The following is a 19,770-nucleotide window of genomic DNA, read 5'->3' on the forward strand; positions in this document are numbered from 1 at the left end:
TATTAGCAGTACTAAATTTATCAATCAGAATGAAAAAAATATTCACAATTTTAGTTTTAGCAATAATTTTTACATCGTGTAAAAATGAGCAAAAAAAAGAAGAAAAGAAGGAAGAGAAAAAACAAGAGGTGGTAAATGTTTATACACACCGTCACTATAAAGCAGATCAGGAATTATTTGCCAAGTTTGAAAAAGAAACAGGAATTAAAGTAAATGTAGTCAATGCAAAAGCAGATGAGTTAATGCAAAAGATGACGGTAGAAGGAGAGCAATCACCAGCAGATGTATTAATTACTGTAGATGCAGGACGTTTAGTAAGAGCTAAGAATAAAGGATTGTTACAATCGGCTACTTCTGAGTTTTTAGATAAAACAATTCCAGCACATTTAAAAGATGCTGATAATAATTGGTTTGCCTTAACAAAACGAGCACGTGTAATAGTTTACAATCCAGAAAAAGTAAAGCCAGAAGAGTTATCTACTTATGAAGCATTAACGAATGATGAATGGAAGAACAAAATATTAATTCGTTCTTCATCAAATATTTATAACCAATCATTATTAGCTTCAATTATAGCAAATATAGGAGAAGAAAAAGCAACAGAATGGGCTAAAGGAATGGTAGCAAATATGGCGCGTTCACCAAAAGGAAATGATAGAGATCAAGTAAAAGCAGTTGTTGCTGGTGAAGGAGATGTAGCTGTTGTAAATACATACTATATTGGTAAATTATTAAATTCAAAGAATCCAGAAGAAGTAAAAGCTGGAGAAGGAATTAAAATATTTTTCCCTAATCAAGCAGATAGAGGAACACATATCAATGTAAGTGGAGCAGGAGTTGCTAAATATGCACCAAACAAAGCAAATGCAATTAAATTTATTGAGTTTTTAGCAAGTAAAGAAGCGCAAGAAGTATTTGCAAAAGCTAATTACGAGTATCCAGTAAACAAAGAAGTTGCTTCATCAGATTTATTAAAGTCTTGGGGAGAATTTAAAGAAGATACTTTATCGTTAACTAAGTTAGGAGAAAACAATAAAAAAGCTGTTTTAGTTTTTGATTCAGCTCAATGGAAATAATCAATACCTTTGTTGTTTTAAATTAGATAATTCCTAGTGATAAACAGGTTACAAAATATACAAAGAGACACTAACAAATGGTCAATAATTTTATTGACCATTGTTTTGTTTATAGCAGTTCCAGTTATTACCATTTTTATCAATTTATTTTATGGGCCTGGTGAAACATGGAGTCATTTAGTGGCTAATTTATTGCCTAATTATTTACTAAATTCTTTTTGGTTAATTCTAGGAACTAGCATTCTTACATTAGTATTTGGAATATCATCTGCTTATGCAGTATCTAGATATTATTTTCCTTTTCGAAAACAGTTAGAATGGTTATTAATTTTACCATTAGCCATACCATCGTATATTACTGCTTATGCCTATGCAGGGATCTTTGATTATGGAGGTGTTTTTGAAAAACTCTTTGCTGTGAAGGTAGATGTAATGAATCACCTTGGACTTATTTTTGTTTTAAGTATTTCATTATACCCATATGTATATGTAGCTTCAAGAGCCTTTTTTTTAAATCAATCAAACAATATTATTGAAGCTTCAAAATTGTTAGGAGCAGGAGAATTTAAAACTTTTTTTAAATTAATATTACCATTATCTCGTCCAGCATTTATAGGTGGACTCACCTTAGTATTAATGGAAGTTTTAAACGACTATGGTGCAGCTAAATATTATGGTATCAATACATTTACAACAGGGATTTTTAGAGCATGGTTTTCATTAGAAGAGCCAGAAACAGCAATTTACTTATCAGCTATATTGGTGGCAATTATTTTTCTAATAATTAGTTTAGAAAAATGGCAGCGAAGAAGAATAGGATATTCGAATACTACCAGAAATCATCAGAAAGCAAAAAGAGAACAAAGTACAGTTAAGAAAAAAATAGCTTTGTTTACAGTAGCTTTTATCCCAGTTTTATTTGGCTTTTTATTACCCGTTTTCCAATTGTTGTATTGGGCATACTTAACTTATGAAGATGTATTTACTCAAAGTTTTATAACTATTTCATTACAGAGTTTGGGAATTGCAATTATAGCAGCATTAGGAACGGTAATATTTGCGTTGTTATTAATATTCTTAACAAAATGGAATCGACTAGCTTTATTAAAACCCATCGCAAAAATAGGAGTGTTGGGTTATGCAATTCCAGGAGCAGTAATAGCAGTAGGAGTTTTAATACCAACTCTTTCTTTAGATAAATGGTTGGTAACATTTTTTAAAGAAGTAGTAAATTATAAAATAGGTTTTATATTGAATGGAACAATCATAGCATTATTATATGCATATATTGTACGTTATATGGCGGTAGCTTATAACCCAATTGAGGCAAGTACCTTAAAGTTTGGTAAGTCTTTATCAGAAGCCTCAAAGCTTTTAGGAAAAGGAAATTTTCAAACATTTAGTAAAGTAGAGTTTCCATTATTAAAACCAGCAATATTAAGCGCTTTTATTTTAGTGTTTGTTGATGTTATGAAGGAATTACCTTTAACGTTAATTTTAAAACCATATAATATAAATACACTAGCAGTAAAAGCATACGAATATGCAAGTGACGAATTAGTAGCAGAAGCATCATTACCTTCGCTGTTTATAATTCTAACAGGAATTATCCCCGTATTATTTTTAAATCGATTAATCTCTAAAGAATAGTAATGAGTACTAAATTATTAACAATACAAAGTTTACATAAAACGTTTAATTCAGGTAAAGTAAAAGCCTTAAACGATGTTAGTTTTTCTTTGGAAAAAGGAGATGTATTGGCAGTAGTAGGAGAGAGTGGAAGTGGAAAAACAACTTTAATACGTTTAATTGCAGGTTTAGAAACCTTAGATAGTGGAGAGATAGAAATAAATAATAAAACAGTTTCTTCTAATTCAGTATTTATAGAGCCACAACAAAGAAATGTTGGGATGGTATTCCAAGATTATGCATTGTTTCCACATCTTACAATATTTAAAAACATTGCATACGGACTTTCTAAACAAGAAAATAAAGAAGAAAGAGTAAAAGAAGTACTAAAATTGGTAGGTTTATCTGGAATGGAAAAAAGGTATCCTCATGAATTATCAGGAGGGCAACAACAGCGTATTGCACTGGCTAGAGCTTTGGCACCAAGACCTGAACTTTTAATATTGGATGAGCCTTTTAGTAATTTAGATGTGATTTTAAGAAGTCAATTAAGACAAGATATACTACAAATAATAAAACAGACGAATACCACAGCTATTTTTGTAACGCATGATATAAAAGATGCGATTACTATTTCAGATCAAATAATCATATTAAAGCAAGGAATTATTTTACAAGAAGGTAGTACCAAAGAGGTACATGAAAAACCAGAAGAATCCTATGTGAAAAAACTATTTCAAAATATGTAAAAAAAGCGGAAAATATATTGAAGTATTTTCCGCTTTTTTTATAAAATATAATTAGAGATTAATCACCATCATTATCTGTAAAAGTAATTGTAACAGATAAGGTACTAGCTACATCAGTTTTTATTAGAATTAATAAATTTCTTACTTCATCGTATAATTTTTTAACCTCAGGTTTTTTATTGAAAATTGCATCCTTTAAATAAGTAGTATTTAAAGAAGAAATACTAAGTTCTAAAGTTTGTATTTGATTTTTAATTTTGTTGTTTAACTCCTCATTTTTAGCAATAAAACTCACATAATCATCAATACCATTGTCTTTTCCAAAGTAGATATTTTTTACATTTTCAATATTCTTTTTAATAAGTTCTAAAGAGTAAGAACTTTTAGTAGCTTGTAATATCGAAGCATCGGGTGAAACAGTTTTTTCAATTCCAGCTGGCTGACCAATTTTATAGCTTTTTACGTCTTCTAATAAAGCATACATTTGGTTAACTACTTGATTAATTCCTCCACTAATACCAGTAGTTTGATTTTCTATAAATTTAGTTCTAAAAGAAGCCCATTTAGTATTGTAAATAGTTGCTTTAGAAACTAAATTTAATCCCAATACTTTTAAATAATTTTTTCTTCTGGTATTTGAAAAACTCTGAAGAGTTTCGGTATTTGTATTCTTAAATATTAAAAGTTCAATGGCGCTTAAACCTCTAGAGTTTGTAGAAATAGAATTAATTGCTTGTTCAGAAATTTCTTTGGTTGAAGAAATATAATCTTCAATAGCGTTTTCATTTGCTACCCAACTAAAAAAAGAAGTTTGTATATAAGAAGTTTTGATATCACCAATATTTAATACTTGAATTAATGAATAGTTTTGAGCAGCTAATTTCCATGCCTTTTTAACTGATTCAAGATTTGCTTCATTTGTAGTTGACATAAAATTATTGATAGCCATATTTAAATCATCAATGCTTTTAACAAAATTATCAGTTGTAGGTTTCTCAACATTATTAATAATATCGGTACGTAATTGTTTTATATCATATGCAGGTACTGAATCTGAGTTACTATTACAGGCTATTATAAATAGTAATCCTAGTATAGTAATTAAAATATTTTTAATCATTTTATAATGAGTTTATAAAAGATAAAACAGCTGTTCTATCTTCTTTAGTTAATTTTTTGTATTCTTCTTTACTTTTTTCAGCTTCACCACCATGCCATAAAATAGCTTCTTCAACATTACGTGCTCTACCATCGTGTAATAAAAATGTATGACTATTGACTTCAGAAATTAAGCCGATACCCCATAAAGGTTGCGTACGCCATTCTTTACCATTAGCTAAAAAATCAGGTCTATTATCTGCTAAATCATCACCCATATTGTGTAATAAAAAGTCAGAGTAAGGTCTAATTTTTACATTTTGTAATGCAGTATTTGAAGGGTAACTATTTGAGGTAGTAAAGCTTTCAATATGACAGCTAGCACACTTCATATCTCTAAATAATTGTTTTCCTTTTAAGACTTCTTCATCTTTATAGTTTCTTCTCACAGGAACAGATAAAGATGAAGAATATATCATAATATTTTTTAAAGCTTCATCAGTAATTTCAGGCAATCCACCATTAGGAGCATCTTTACAATCTTGTTGAGGAGAAGGGCAGTTTTCATCAGGAAATAGAGAAGTAGTTAATCCCATATCGCCACTAAAAGCACCAGCAACTTGTTGTTTTAAATTAGGTTGATTTGCTTTCCAGCCAAACCTTCCTAGAGTAGTTTCCTTTTTTACTACATCCCATACGTAATTTGCTTTACCAGAAATACCATCATTATTGCTATCAAATTCATCTACGTTGGCAATAATATCTTTATTAGATATAGCATCAACTAGCCCTAAACCAATTACTTGTTGTCCTACTCTTGGAGAGGTCAATACATTCTGTAATGAACCAAATTGTTCATTAGCAATAGTATAAATTGGTTTTCTTAGCTCGTAAGTTTCACCATCATTAAAAGTTCCTTTAATAGTTTCAAATTTTACAGAAACTTTAGCTTCATAAGCTACTCCTAAGTTAGCGTGTTCTTGTATTTGGTCTCCATAGTTAGGGACAGGGTTTGGACCACCATGAGTTCCCATACCTTGTGTACTTACACGCATTAAAAAACCTGCCGAAAATTGTTGACCTGCCTGTAAAGGAGTTCCTCTACCATCTTTGTTATGGCATGAACTACATGCTCTTGCGTTAAAAGTTGGACCTAAACCATCTCTTGCAGTTGTTGAGGCTGGCGCACTTACCCAATTTTGTCTGAATAAAGAATTTCCTACAAAAAATAAACGCCTATTTAGTTGATTTAATCCTGGTACTTGTTGATCAAAAGCATTAGCTCCAAGTATTGTTGTTGTTAGTTTACCAGCAGACAATTCTTCTCCATTTTCATAAGGATACATTGAAGTATACTCACTTTTGCTACTACAAGAAAAGAATAGTAATGTTAGTATTGAGTAAATGAAAAATCTTCTCACTTTTGTTATGTTTTTTTACGGAAAAACCAAACTACCTATAAAGATAGTTTGGTTAGTGTTGTTTGTTATGTTAAGTATAAATAGCTTTATACTTTTGGATCAATATTTTTTCCAGTAATTGTTTTACCAGCTTGCGCTAATTCATCACCTTGTTTTTCTAAAGAAGATACAGCAGACATTACTGGCTTAGTATTATTATCAATAGTTTCACCTATGATTTGGTTGTCAAAATACTTAGCATCTGAAATAACTTTTACTTTTTGCATAACAGCAGCAGCAGTAGTTTTTAAAGTAGCAGCTTCTGAAGCTTTCACTAAAGTTAAAACATCTAATAAAGAAGTTCCTGAAATTGTAGTTCCATCAACTTTTTTATAAGTACCATTAATTATATTATTAATAGATTGTGCGTTTAAGAAAATGTCTCTGTGAGTGTTGTCAGAAAAACAAGAATGCTCATCTTCTTGATTTTGATTCTTAACAGCAACAGTCATTCTTTCACCAGCTAATTCACCATTACTCAACTTAGCAGCACCAGTTAAAATTTTATCAATTGCATCATTTTTAGCTAATGCTAAGAACGATTTTCTATATGCAGCTCCATCTTTCCATTGATCTACAACAGATTGTAAATCATCTACTAAAATTTCAGTAGCTAATTTTAAATATTGTTTTCTTCTATCAGCATTAGTAGCAGTAGTATAGTCAGTATATATACGTTGACCAGCTTTTTTATCGGCTGGAGTAGACGAATCTTGTCCCCATAATAAAAATTCAATAGCATGGTATCCCATTGTAACATTAGATTCATTATTGTTATATCCAGCAATATCTCTTAAAACTTGTTTAGATAATGTTGGGTATTTAGCTAAGTTGTTAACGATATTTTGTCTATCATCAGAAGTTTGTTGTCCACCAGTACCAGTAGCAACATAGTCAATTAAGGCTTCATCTAATGGCCAAGCATTAATATATCCTTCAGGTTCTCCATTAGCACCATCAATTGGACCATCGTAAAAACGGTATGCTTCAGTTTGACCATAAGGTTCACGAGAAGCTAACCAAGCGTCTTTAGCAGTTTGAAATTTATTAGCATCTGGAGCAGCTACAAAAGCATCAATTGCAGTTTTTAATTCCTTAGTCTTAACTAAAGCATCATTATAGTTAGCTTCTACAATGTTTACATAATTTGCAACAAATTCTGTTTTTTTATTTTCTATGGCAGTTGCCGGATTTACGTCGTTACTATCAGAACAGCTAACAAATGTAGCAGAGGCTAATAATATTGTTAATCCTAAAATTTTTTTCATTTTATTTAGATTTATTTAAAATAATACACAAATGTACTTGACTTTTTGAGTTGAGCAAATTTTATTTAGATTTATTTTAAATAAAATTATTAACTATATTTTGTTAACTATAATTTAAAGGTAAAATTCACTTTTTTTATAGTATATTTGTACGCAATTAATTAACAACACACTAAATTAATTGCACATGCAAGCTCATCAATCAAAATTTGTAGGCGAAGGTTTAACGTACGATGATGTACTATTAGTTCCAGCTTACTCTGAAGTGCTTCCAAGAGAAGTTTCAATCCAAACAAAATTCACAAAAAACATAACGATAAATGTTCCAATAGTATCTGCTGCAATGGATACTGTAACCGAATCTGCTATGGCTATTGCTATGGCAAGAGAAGGAGGAATAGGAGTGTTGCATAAAAATATGACAATAGCTCAGCAAGCACAAGAAGTACGTAAAGTAAAACGTGCAGAGAGTGGAATGATTATCGATCCAATTACCTTATCGTTAAAAGCTATTGTTTTAGATGCAAAGCAAGCAATGCGTGAGCATAAAATTGGAGGAATTCCAATTGTAGATGAAGCAGGAAAACTAGTAGGAATTGTAACGAATCGTGATTTACGTTTTGAGAAAAACAATGAGCGTCCAATTGTTGAAGTAATGACTTCAGAAAATTTAGTTACAGTAGCAGAAGGAACTTCATTAAAAGAAGCAGAAGTAATTTTACAAGAGAATAAGATTGAAAAGTTACCAGTTGTTAATGATAACGATAAGTTAGTAGGTTTAATTACTTTTAGAGATATCACAAAGCTTACTTTAAAGCCTACTGCTAACAAAGATAGTTATGGACGTTTACGAGTAGCAGCTGCTTTAGGAGTAACACATGATGCAGTTGAAAGAACAGAAGCATTAGTAAACGCAGGTGTAGATGCTGTAATTATCGATACAGCACACGGACATACACAAGGTGTTGTAAAAGTATTGAAAGAAGTAAAAAATAAATACCCTGAATTGGATGTTGTTGTAGGAAATATAGCAACACCAGAAGCAGCAAAATATTTAGTAGAAGCGGGAGCAGATGCTGTAAAAGTAGGAATAGGACCAGGGTCTATTTGTACAACAAGAGTAGTTGCTGGAGTAGGATTTCCACAATTCTCAGCTGTTATAGAAGTAGCTGCAGCGATTAAAGGAACAGGAGTACCAGTAATTGCCGATGGAGGTATTCGTTATACAGGAGATATTCCAAAAGCAATAGCAGCAGGTGCTGATTGTGTTATGTTAGGGTCTTTATTAGCAGGAACTAAAGAATCCCCAGGAGAAACTATTATTTACGAAGGAAGAAAATTCAAGTCGTATAGAGGAATGGGATCAGTAGAAGCAATGAAACAAGGTTCAAAAGATCGTTATTTCCAAGATGTAGAAGATGATATTAAAAAATTAGTACCGGAAGGAATTGTTGGACGTGTACCATATAAAGGAGAATTGGTAGAAAGCATTCATCAATTTGTAGGAGGTTTACGTGCAGGTATGGGATACTGTGGAGCAAAGGATATTGAGACTTTGAAAAATACAGGGAAATTTGTTCGTATTACAGCAAGTGGAATTAACGAAAGTCACCCACATGATGTAGCAATTACCAAAGAAGCACCAAATTATAGTAGAAGATAAAATCTATTTAAATATAAATTATACAACGCTGTTAGTTTTTAAAACTAGCGGCGTTTTTTTATGTAAATAAGTATTTTAGTTTGGGGGATGGGGGACTCTCTATCTGAAAATACTTTTCTAATCCTTCAATACGAAGAAGTAACCTTCTTGAATTAAAAAAAAATAGTGTTCTTTTTTACAGTTTCTTTTTTTAAAATAGTAATGTTTATAGCATGTTTATCATTAATGTTTTTTTTATGATGCAGGTCATGCACAACAATGTAGTTATTATTGGAATGATGGTTGTTTATATAAAAGAAAAGAGATAACGTAGATATAAACAGTATACAACAACACATAGCCATTTGATGACTAAGTTTTCTATATAATTTTAAAGAAGAAAAATTAGTTGATTTCTTATTCTTTTTTTTAGAACTTTTAATTATTGCTGATTTGGATATAAAATCTGTATAACTCTCATAATTTAAATATTCAGCAATTAGATTTTTTAAATCAATATTTGGTTCTTTTGATTTATTTTTTCTTCCTTCAACATGTTTTTCGTAGTAGTTCTTCATGGTTTTTGAAGTAACGCTTACGTTTTTGTGTTTTTTAAATCGTTCTTGTTTTAAAATTCTTTCTTCAAAAAAATCAAAATTCCCCGTTTTATTTTTTCTATCATTTTCAATTTCGTTTTCAAGATTTAAATAAAGTTGTTTTAATAATTCCTTGAGCATCGTAGGTTTTTTTGGGTTCTCGCAAATGTAGATAGGTGAAAAAGGCTAATAAAAAGGGAATCCGTAAAAAGGAAGTTTTTTTCCAATTCTTTTCCAATTCTTTTCCATAGAAATTTATCAATAGAAACAATATTTGCTACAGAATTAATTGATTAAGTACTTAAAATATAAGTCAATAAATTCTTTAAAAATAGATTTTAAATCGGTGATTTTTTTAGAGGGGAAGCTATTAAAACTTACTGATTTTTTATCTCCACTTCCCATGAAAGAGGCGCGCGACTCTTTTAAAATTTCAAGTGTTTTCAAACACTAATAAACTCTAAGTAATGTGCTTGGAGTGGGGACTTAATCCCAAATTTTAAAAGACAGAATAATGAAAAAAATAATTTTTATAGTAGCTTTAATAATAAGTGGGGTATTTACATCTTGTACAGATTTATCGGAAGATGTTGTACAAAACCAAATAGAGGAGCAACTTCAAAGTACAACAGGTAATCAAAATTTGGATACAGGAGGGGAAGATGGACAAACCCCAATAGATGATGATGAAGAAGATTAAAAATAAAAAAGGTTGAGTAATTTACTCAACCTTTTTTATTTTAGACAAATGAAAAAAAGAAAGAAATTATACAATTTAATTTTATTAATAATTTTAATTGTTTGTTCTTGTAATAAGAAAGATGAAAAAAAAATAATAAAAGAAGATTACAAATTCATAGCTGATAAGGTTAAAAAATCTCATAAAGAAGGTGATCAAAAAAGAACAAAACTTAACCTTAAAGAATATTTAAATAAAGCCTTAAATAATAATAACTTGCTATATTCGGGAAAAGCTTATAATAGATTAGGTCTTTATTATGAAAAATTTAATGAAACAGATTCAGCATATTATTTTTATAATAATGCAATACTATTTTTTATTGAAATAAAAGATAGTATAAGATTAGGTAAAGTGTATTCAAATAAAGCTATTATAGAATCTAGTTTTGGTGATTATGAAAAAAGTAATACAACAGCAATTAAAGCACTGAATTATTTCAATAATAATAAAAAGTATAGTGCAGTGATTTATAATAATTTGGGAATAAACTATAGAAAGCAAAAGCTATTTAAAGGAGCTATTAACTATTATCAAAAAGCTATTAATTTATCAAACAATAACAAGAACATTATTGAGTATAAAAATAATATAGCAAATGTTTATAAAGATTTAAAAGAATACTCAAAATCTATTGAGATTTTAGAAACTCTATTAACCCATTCTTTTTTTAAAATAGAACCAAAAACACAAGCACGAATTATAGATAATTTAGCACATACGAAATGGTTGCAAAATCCAAAAAAGAATGTATTAAAAGAACTTGTTAAGGCTAAATTAATTAGAGAAGAAGAAAAAGATTTTAATGGATTAAAAGCTAGTTATGCACATTTATCAGATTATTATTATAATTTGAATAAGAACGAATCTTTAGAATATGCATATAAAATGTATAATGTTTCTAAGAAAGAAAAAAGCCCTTATGATGTTATGGAGGCTATTGACAAAATTTCTTCAAAAGAAAAACCTGAAAAGGCGCTTATTTATGTAAATGAGAGAATTAGAATAGGTGATAGTTTGCAATTAGCAAAAGAGAAATCACAATATAAATATGCATTAGTAAAATATGAAAGCGAAGAGAATGAAAAAAAAGCACTACAAAACAAATTAGTAGCTCAAGAGCAAAAAACACAAAAACAATTTTGGACTTTTATAGGTCTTACTTCATTTCTTGGGTTTGTTAGTTATGTTTTTTACAAAAGAAATAAAACCAAAAAAGAAAAAATTGTAGAGGTGTATAATACTGAAACTCGTCTGGCTAAAAAGATTCATGATGTACTAGCAAATGATATGTATTTAGTCATGAATAAACTACAAAAGGAAAAGCGAGAAAATACTTCAATATTATACGATTTAGAAAAAATATACACACTTACTAGAAATATTTCCAGAGAAAATAGTCCAGTTATTACAGGGAAATTGTTTGAAGGTTTTTTTAAACAATTATTTGTAGATTTTACTTCAGATACTTGTAAAATAATGAATAAAGGGTTATCCGAGGTAAACCTAAATGCTTTACAAAAAGAAAAACAAATTGTGTTGTATCGATTATTACAGGAGCTCTTAGTAAATATGAAAAAGCATAGTCAAGCTAGTTTGGTAATTGTAGCATTTTCAGAGATAAAAGATACATTAAAGGTGGAATACAAAGATAATGGAGTGGGAGTTGATACAATAGAAATGAAAAGTGGATTGAAAAATATGGAAACCCGTATTAAATCGATAGGAGGAACTATTACTTTTGATTTAGAAACACAAAAAGGATTTCATGTAACGTTTCGATTTAAGAAATAAATATGTTTAAAAAAGTATTAATAGCAGAAGATGCCGATTTTATGTCTAGTGGAATAAAAGCAGCATTAGAAAGTATAGAAATTCCAAAAATAGAATACGCAAAATATTGTGATGAAGCTTTTTTAAAATTAAAAAAGGCATGGTTAGATAATGAACCTTTTGATTTGTTAATTAGCGATTTATCTTTCTTAGAAAATCCAAATCCACAAAGACTGGAGACAGGGGAAGATTTAATTTCTGAGGCAAAAAAACTACAGCCTTTATTAAAAACGATTATCTTTTCTGTAGAAGATAAACCTTTTAGAGTACAGCAATTGTGTAAAGAGTTGAAGATAAATGCTTATGTATGGAAATCAATACATGGAGAAAGGGAGTTAAAAACTGCAATAGAACTAGTATATAATGATACATTCTTTATATCTCCAAAATTATCACATGTTCTAAAGAAAAAAGAAAGTTTTGAGATTACAGATTATGATGTTTTTTTGTTGAAAAAATTAGCAAATGGATTGGATCAAAGAGGTATTTGTAAAGAATTAGAAATAAATAAAATAAAACCAAATAGTATTAGCTCGGTAGAGAAAAGATTAAAAATTTTGAAAGAAAGTTTTAATGCTAAAAATCCCACTCAATTAATAGCAATAACTAAAGATTTTGGGTTGATTTAGAAAAAAACGATTAGCAAAAGAATAATAAAAAACACTGTTAGAACTAAAACTAACAGTGTTTTTTATTATACGGAAACAAAAAAAGAACGTTGGGAAACAAAAAGAATAAAAGAGAAAAACAAGCTAATATGTTTGCCGAAGAAAATTATAAAAGCAAACATAAAATGAAAAAAATTACCACATTATTCGCATTAATTTTTTTAATACAATTCACTTCATGTTCAAAAGACGATGCAGTAATAAACACAGCACCAATTATTAAAGCACAAGCTTTTGAGGTTTTTCAAAATGCAATAATAACATTAAAAATAGTAGCTACAGATTTAGAAGATGATTCACTTACGTTTTCAATAAAGAAAGACGAAAGTAATTTGTTTACAATTTCAAGCGATGGAACTTTAAGAGTTCAAGCAGGAAAAACAACTCCACCAAAAACATATTTAATTGATGTAGAAGTATCTGATGGAAACTCAAAATCGTCTGCAACAATGACATTAGTTGTTAAGCCAGTGGCGATGGAGGTATAGAAATTATAGAAAATAGAATAGAAAACCTTAACTCTGTTGAAAATTAATTCAACAGAGTTTTTTGTTTTTACAGAGTAAATACTATTTTAGCAGAGACTTCAATTTCCTTAAATTTTATGACTCAAGAAACAAAATATACCGAAGATAATATACGCTCGCTCGATTGGAAAGAACACATCCGAATGCGTCCGGGAATGTACATTGGAAAACTAGGAGATGGTTCATCTCCAGACGATGGAATTTATATCTTGGTAAAAGAGGTTTTAGATAACTCTATTGATGAGTTTGTAATGGGTACTGGAAAAACAATTGAAGTATCTGTTCAAGGAGAAAAAGTAATTGTAAGAGATTACGGTAGAGGAATTCCGTTAGGAAAAGTAGTCGATGTAGTGTCGAAAATGAATACGGGAGGAAAATACGATTCTAGAGCTTTTAAAAAGTCGGTAGGACTAAATGGGGTAGGAACCAAAGCGGTTAATGCCTTATCTACGTATTTTAGAGTAGAATCTACAAGAGACGGGAAGTCAGCCTCTGCAGAGTTTGAAAAAGGAAGTTTAACAAATCAAGAGTTTTTAGAAGAAACATCGCGTAGAAGAGGAACTAAAGTAACATTTATTGCTGATGACTCTATCTTTAAAAATTATAAGTACCGTCCAGAATATATAATCCGATTACTTAAAAACTATGTATACCTAAATCCAGGGTTAACCATTGTTTTTAATGGGGAGAAATTTCATTCAGAAAATGGATTAAAAGATTTATTAGAAGATAACAACAATCAAGATGATATGTTGTATCCAATAATCCATTTGAAAGGAGACGATATTGAAATTGCAATTACACACAGTAAAACACAATATTCAGAAGAATATCACTCATTTGTAAATGGACAGCATACTACACAAGGAGGTACACACCAAGCTGCATTTAGAGAAGCGATTGTAAAAACGGTTAGAGAATTTTACGGAAAGAATTTTGAGGCTTCAGATGTTAGAAAATCAATTATTTCGGCGATTTCCATAAAGGTAATGGAGCCAGTTTTTGAAAGTCAAACAAAAACAAAGTTAGGTTCTACAGATATGGGAGGCGATTTACCAACCGTAAGAACCTATATCAACGATTTTGTAAAAACAAAATTAGATAATTACTTACATAAGAATACAGAAGTAGCAGAAGCTTTACAAAGAAAGATTTTACAAGCTGAAAAGGAACGTAAAGAGCTTTCAGGAATACGAAAATTAGCAAAAGATAGAGCCAAGAAGGCAAGCTTACATAATAAGAAACTTCGCGATTGTCGTATTCACTTTGGAGACACAAAAAAGGAAGCATACTTAGATACTACTTTGTTTATTACGGAGGGGGATTCGGCAAGTGGATCGATTACAAAATCGAGAAACGTAAATACACAAGCAGTATTTAGTTTAAAAGGAAAGCCTTTAAATTCGTACGGATTAACTAAGAAAATTGTATACGAAAATGAAGAGTTTAATTTATTACAAGCAGCATTAAATATAGAAGATGGTTTACAAGATTTACGATATAACAATATTGTAATCGCAACCGATGCCGATGTCGATGGAATGCACATACGCTTATTATTAATAACTTTCTTCTTACAGTTTTTCCCAGAAGTAATTAAAGAAGGACATTTATACATCTTAGAAACACCACTTTTTAGAGTTCGAAATAAAAAAGAAACGATTTATTGTTATTCAGAAGAAGAAAAACAAGAAGCTATAAATAAATTAAGAGGAAAGCCAGAAATAACTCGATTTAAAGGATTGGGGGAGATTTCGCCAAATGAATTTGTACACTTTATTGGAGATGATATACGTTTAGATCCAGTAATGTTAGACAAAGAAATGTCTATAGATCAAATGTTACAATTCTACATGGGTAAGAATACACCAGATCGCCAAAAGTTTATTATAGAAAATTTAAAGGTAGAATTAGACTTAGCTGAGGAGAATTCATAAAAATGGATAAGCAGAGAAGAATAAAAATATATTTACTTGTAGCTGCAACATTTTTTATTATAAGTGTTTCTAACCTCGACTTTAATGATTTAAGTTGGAGTAGAAATAGTAAGAATTATGTAAGAATGATAGTTGCTATTTTAGTGTATCTAATAATATACTTGAGTAGTAAAAAACTAACAAATAAGAACTCTTAAAAGAATACACATTATTCAATGAGTGAAGAAAACAACAATTACGAACACGACGAAGAATTAGCAAATCAAAATCACGAACAAACTGAAACCATTACCAAGGTTACAGGAATGTATAAAGAGTGGTTTTTAGATTATGCTTCGTATGTAATTTTAGAACGTGCTGTACCATCAATAGAAGACGGGTTTAAACCTGTACAACGTCGTATTATGCATTCGATGAAAGATTTAGATGATGGGCGTTATAACAAGGTAGCCAATATTGTAGGTCATACCATGCAGTATCACCCACATGGAGATGCGTCTATTGCTGATGCCATGGTACAAATGGGACAAAAAGAGCTGCTAATTGATATGCAAGGAAACTGGGGTAATATCTTAACAGGAGATAGAGCGGCAGCATCACGTTATATTGAGGCACGTTTATCAAAGTTTGCTCTAGAAGTAGTTTTTAATCCAAAAACTACAGAATGGAAAATGTCGTATGATGGAAGACGAAAAGAGCCAATAGATTTACCAGTAAAGTTCCCATTATTATTAGCACAAGGAGCAGAAGGTATTGCTGTAGGATTATCGACTAAAATATTACCGCATAACTTTAATGAGTTAATAGATGCCTCGGTAAAATATTTAAAAGGAAGAAGTTTTACAATAGTACCAGATTTCTTAACTGGAGGAATCGCTGATTTTACCAATTATAACGATGGTAAAAGAGGAGGAAAGGTAAGAGTAAGAGCTAAAATTTCGCAGTTAGACAAGAAAACGCTGGTAATTACCGAAATTCCATTTGCAACAACTACTACATCGTTAATAGATAGTATTTTAAAAGCTAACGATAAAGGTAAAATTAAGATAAAGAAGATAGAGGATAACACCGCAGCTAATGTAGAAATATTAGTGCATTTACCTCCAAATGTTTCGCCAGATAAAACCATAGATGCTTTATATGCTTTTACGAATTGTGAAAATTCAATATCACCATTAGCATGTACGATTGAAAATAATAAACCGGTATTTGCTGGAGTATCTGAAATATTAAAACATTCAACAGACCTAACTGTTAGATTGTTAAAGTTAGAGTTAGAAATTCAATTACACGAATTAGAAGAACAATGGCATTTTGCATCGTTAGAACGTATTTTTATTGAAAATAGAATTTATCGTGATATTGAGGAAGTAGAAACATGGGAAGGAGTAATTGAAGCAATAGATAAAGGATTACAACCACATATAAAACATTTAAAGCGTCCAGTAACTGAGGAAGATATTGTCCGATTAACAGAAATTAGAATTAAAAAGATTTCTAAGTTCGATATTGACAAAGCGAAACAGCATATAGAAGCTTTAGAAGAAAAAATAGCAGAGGTAAAACATCATTTAGATAATTTGATTGATTTTGCAATTGACTATTTTAAAGCTTTAAAAGCAAAATTCGGAAAAGGACGCGAACGTAGAACTGAAATTAGAATATTTGATGATATCGTAGCTACTAAGGTAGTAATGCGTAACACCAAATTATACGTAAATAAAGAAGAAGGATTTATAGGTACTTCTTTACGAAAAGATGAATATGTTACCGATTGTGCAGATATTGACGATATCATTGTGTTCAGAGATAACGGTACTATGATTGTAACAAAAGTAGCATCAAAAACCTTTGTAGGAAAAGGAATTTTACACATAGCAGTCTTTAAAAAGAAAGACAAACGTACGGTGTATAATATGATGTATAAAGATGGAACCAAAGGACCAAGTTATATGAAGCGATTCAATGTAACGAGTGTAACTCGCGACAAAGAATACGATTTAACCAATGGAAATAAAGGTTCAAAAGTTTTATACTTTTCAGCAAATCCAAATGGAGAAGCAGAGGTAGTTACAATTAACTTACGTGCTGTAGGTAGTATAAAAAAGTTAAAATGGGATATTGATTTTGCCGATTTAGCTATAAAAGGAAGAGGGGTAAGAGGAAACCAAATAACAAAATTCGCAATTAAAAAAATCGAATTTAAATCAGCAGGAGTTTCTACTTTAAAACCTCGTAAGATTTGGTTCGACGATGCTGTTCAACGATTAAATGTAGATGGAAGAGGAGATTTATTAGGAGAATTTAGAGCAGAAGACAAAATATTAATAGCAACACAATCAGGAAAAATAAAAGCAGTTTCACCAGATTTAGCAATGCATTTTGAAAATGATATGATTGTACTGGAGAAATGGAATCCTAAGAAGCCAATATCAGCTATTTATTTTGAAGGAGCAAAAGAGCGTTACTATGTGAAACGTTTCTTAATAGAAACTCCAGACAAGGAAGAGGTTTTTATTTCTGAAAGTGAAAAATCTAAATTAGAAATTATTGCTACGGATTACAGACCAATGGCTGAGGTTGTTTTTTCAAAGAGAAGTTTAGAAAGAATTCAGGTAAACTTTGAAGAGTTTATTTCTATAAAAGGTATCAAAGCTTTAGGAAATCAATTAACAACTGATAAAATTAGAACAGTTAATTTATTAGAATCTTTACCATACGAAGAACCAGAAGAGGAGAAAGTAGAAGAGATAGAGGTAAACGAAGAAGAAACAATTGAAGAAACATTGCCTTTAGAAGTAGAGGAAGCTCCGCAAAAGGAATTTGTAGAAACTAAAGAGGATAAAGCAAAGAAAGCATTGGCAAGAGCACTTCAAAAGAAGAAAAAGAGTGCCGAAGAAGATGACGATAGTCAAACAGCCTTATTTTAAATGAAAACAATAGGATTAATAGGAGGGATTACACCGCAGTCAACTATTATGTACTATCAGGTACTAAATAAGTTAGCCACAGAATCGTTTGGCGAAAAGCACTCGGCAAAAGTTCTTATTAATTCTATGGATTTTGGTCAAATATCTCAACTTCAAACCGAAGGTAAATGGGATGTTTTGGCTACTATCATGGTTGATGCAGCAAAAAGTTTAGAAGCGGCATGTGCATCCTGTATTGTAATATGTGCCAATACCATGCATTTAACTATAAACGAGGTTAAAGAAGCCATACAAATTCCTGTCATACATATTGCAGAAGCTACTGGTGAGGTAATTTTAGAAAAGAAATTAAAAAAGGTAGCATTGTTAGGTACAAAGTATACTATGGAGAAAACTTTTTATACAGATGTATTAAAAAGTATGGGTATAGAAACAATAATACCTGATAAAGAAGATAGAACTATTATCCACACAGTTATTTATAATGAATTGGCTAAAGGAGTTTTAAATAAAAACTCTAAAGAAGCATATCTAAAAATTATACGTAAATTAGAGGAGCAAGGTATAGAAGGAGTTATTTTAGGATGTACTGAAATACCTTTATTGATAAAACAAGAAGATGTTTCAATTCCTGTTTTTGATACTACAACCATTCACGCAACAAAAGCATTTAATCTTTCAAAGTAATGAAAGAACTACATACATACCAGTTTAATTTAGATTCTTTTTTTGGAATTGTAGGTTATATACTTCTCGTCGGATTAGTAGTTTGGTTATTATCTAGAATTACGCGTTATATTATAGTTCAAATAATAAAACGAAGAAAAACAGATCGCTATGGAAGAACAAGTATCTTGTTTTTTAGAAATTCGGTTAAGTTTTTTCTAGGTCTTTTCGGTATAGCCTATATTATTATGACTGTGCCAGCTTTTAGAAGTAAAGCTACTTTAATATTCTCAGGAGCCGGTATATTAGCTGCGATAATCGGTTTCGCGGCACAGGCAGCTTTATCGAACTTAATAGCGGGAGCTTTTATTGTTATTTTCCGTCCATTTAGAGTAGGAGATTATATTAAATTAGACGATACAAGGGTTGGTATTGTAGAAGACATTACTTTACGTCATACGGTAATTAATAATTTTGAAAATAAACGATTAATTATACCAAATTCGGTAATTAGTACCGATTCAGTATTGAATCATACGATAGAAGATTCACATGTTTTAAGTTTTAATAATTTCAAACTAGGTATAAAGGCTAATATTGATTTAGCTAGAAAAATTATACAAGAAGAAGCTATAAAATTACCAACTGTAATTGATTTTAGAACTCCAGAACAAGTAATGGCAAACGCAGAGCAAGTAGATGTACGTGTAATAGATATACATCCAGATCACATACATATGCGTGCCTATGTTTGGTTGAATGAACCTTTTCAAGAGTTTAAAACAAAGTGTGCTTTAAAAGAAGCTGTACACAAACGTTTTTTAGCTGAAGGAGTACAACTTCCAATTCCTATTCATAAAGTACTCAAGGTATAGATATTTTTAAGAAAAAATTATAGCAAAATATATGTGAAATTTATTTTTTAGCTCTAGATTAGCATTATTAATTTAAA

At 30.3% G+C, this 19,770-nt stretch carries 16 protein-coding genes; 12 read left to right on the forward strand and 4 right to left on the reverse strand.

Annotated elements, in window-relative coordinates; translation table 11 throughout:
• The first annotated feature begins 29 nt into the window (after window positions 1-29).
• Genes Q0958_RS10835 through Q0958_RS10845 form a run of 3 tightly spaced genes read left to right on the forward strand, consistent with a single transcriptional unit; the run spans window position 30 to window position 3,454 of the window.
• A complete protein-coding gene (locus Q0958_RS10835; protein WP_299122872.1) occupies window positions 30-1,076 on the forward strand; it encodes a Fe(3+) ABC transporter substrate-binding protein in 1,047 nt (348 codons plus the stop codon).
• 36 nt (window positions 1,077-1,112) lie between these two features.
• A complete protein-coding gene (locus Q0958_RS10840; RefSeq protein WP_299122874.1) occupies window positions 1,113-2,726 on the forward strand; it encodes an iron ABC transporter permease in 1,614 nt (537 codons plus the stop codon).
• 2 nt (window positions 2,727-2,728) lie between these two features.
• Window positions 2,729-3,454 (forward strand): ABC transporter ATP-binding protein, encoded by a 726-nt coding sequence (locus Q0958_RS10845; protein WP_299122876.1) that lies wholly within the window; start codon window positions 2,729-2,731, stop codon window positions 3,452-3,454.
• A 58-nt stretch (window positions 3,455-3,512) separates the two neighbouring features.
• On the opposite strand, the gene Q0958_RS10850 is transcribed toward Q0958_RS10845, so the two are convergent.
• The 3 genes from Q0958_RS10850 to Q0958_RS10860 form a co-directional block, all read right to left on the reverse strand.
• A complete protein-coding gene (locus Q0958_RS10850) occupies window positions 3,513-4,574 on the reverse strand; it encodes an imelysin family protein (RefSeq protein WP_299122878.1) in 1,062 nt (353 codons plus the stop codon).
• A gap of 1 nt (window position 4,575) precedes the next feature.
• On the reverse strand, window positions 4,576-5,973 hold the full coding sequence (locus tag Q0958_RS10855; RefSeq protein ID WP_299122880.1) for a di-heme oxidoredictase family protein: 1,398 nt from the start codon (window positions 5,971-5,973) through the stop codon (window positions 4,576-4,578).
• An 86-nt stretch (window positions 5,974-6,059) separates the two neighbouring features.
• Window positions 6,060-7,280 carry an imelysin family protein gene (locus tag Q0958_RS10860; RefSeq protein WP_299122882.1) on the reverse strand — a complete coding sequence of 407 codons (1,221 nt, stop codon included), beginning with the start codon at window positions 7,278-7,280 and terminating at the stop codon, window positions 6,060-6,062.
• Between the two features lie 187 nt (window positions 7,281-7,467).
• Here Q0958_RS10860 and guaB point away from each other — a divergent pair, with 187 nt between their 5' ends.
• Entirely contained in the window at window positions 7,468-8,943 is a 1,476-nt protein-coding gene (gene guaB, locus Q0958_RS10865) for an IMP dehydrogenase (RefSeq protein ID WP_299122884.1), read from the forward strand.
• A 152-nt stretch (window positions 8,944-9,095) separates the two neighbouring features.
• Here guaB and Q0958_RS10870 read toward each other — a convergent pair whose 3' ends face one another.
• Window positions 9,096-9,659: a hypothetical protein gene (locus Q0958_RS10870; protein ID WP_299122885.1), complete on the reverse strand. Its 564-nt coding sequence runs from the start codon at window positions 9,657-9,659 to the stop codon at window positions 9,096-9,098.
• 373 nt (window positions 9,660-10,032) lie between these two features.
• Here Q0958_RS10870 and Q0958_RS10875 point away from each other — a divergent pair, with 373 nt between their 5' ends.
• The 8 genes from Q0958_RS10875 to Q0958_RS10910 all read left to right on the forward strand — a co-directional run bounded on the left by Q0958_RS10875 (window position 10,033) and on the right by Q0958_RS10910 (window position 19,693).
• Window positions 10,033-10,218: a hypothetical protein gene (locus tag Q0958_RS10875; protein WP_299122887.1), complete on the forward strand. Its 186-nt coding sequence runs from the start codon at window positions 10,033-10,035 to the stop codon at window positions 10,216-10,218.
• Window positions 10,219-10,266: 48 nt separating this feature from the next.
• Window positions 10,267-12,051, forward strand: coding sequence for a tetratricopeptide repeat-containing sensor histidine kinase (locus Q0958_RS10880; RefSeq protein WP_299122889.1), 1,785 nt, complete (start codon window positions 10,267-10,269; stop codon window positions 12,049-12,051).
• 2 nt (window positions 12,052-12,053) lie between these two features.
• A complete protein-coding gene (locus tag Q0958_RS10885; RefSeq protein ID WP_299122891.1) occupies window positions 12,054-12,719 on the forward strand; it encodes a response regulator in 666 nt (221 codons plus the stop codon).
• 164 nt (window positions 12,720-12,883) lie between these two features.
• Entirely contained in the window at window positions 12,884-13,246 is a 363-nt protein-coding gene (locus tag Q0958_RS10890; protein ID WP_299122893.1) for a hypothetical protein, read from the forward strand.
• A 116-nt stretch (window positions 13,247-13,362) separates the two neighbouring features.
• Window positions 13,363-15,222, forward strand: coding sequence for a DNA topoisomerase IV subunit B (locus tag Q0958_RS10895; RefSeq protein WP_235274733.1), 1,860 nt, complete (start codon window positions 13,363-13,365; stop codon window positions 15,220-15,222).
• Window positions 15,223-15,437: 215 nt separating this feature from the next.
• The gene (locus tag Q0958_RS10900) at window positions 15,438-18,152 is read left to right on the forward strand and encodes a DNA gyrase/topoisomerase IV subunit A (protein ID WP_299122897.1); all 2,715 of its coding nucleotides are present in this window, start codon (window positions 15,438-15,440) and stop codon (window positions 18,150-18,152) included.
• On the forward strand, window positions 18,153-18,839 hold the full coding sequence (locus Q0958_RS10905) for an aspartate/glutamate racemase family protein (RefSeq protein WP_299122899.1): 687 nt from the start codon (window positions 18,153-18,155) through the stop codon (window positions 18,837-18,839).
• Window positions 18,839-19,693: a mechanosensitive ion channel family protein gene (locus Q0958_RS10910; protein WP_299122901.1), complete on the forward strand. Its 855-nt coding sequence runs from the start codon at window positions 18,839-18,841 to the stop codon at window positions 19,691-19,693. Before Q0958_RS10905 ends, Q0958_RS10910 begins: the two co-directional genes overlap by 1 nt.
• Window positions 19,694-19,770: the final 77 nt, after the last annotated feature.

This window comes from uncultured Tenacibaculum sp., from assembly GCF_947499065.1.
Classification (GTDB): domain Bacteria; phylum Bacteroidota; class Bacteroidia; order Flavobacteriales; family Flavobacteriaceae; genus Polaribacter.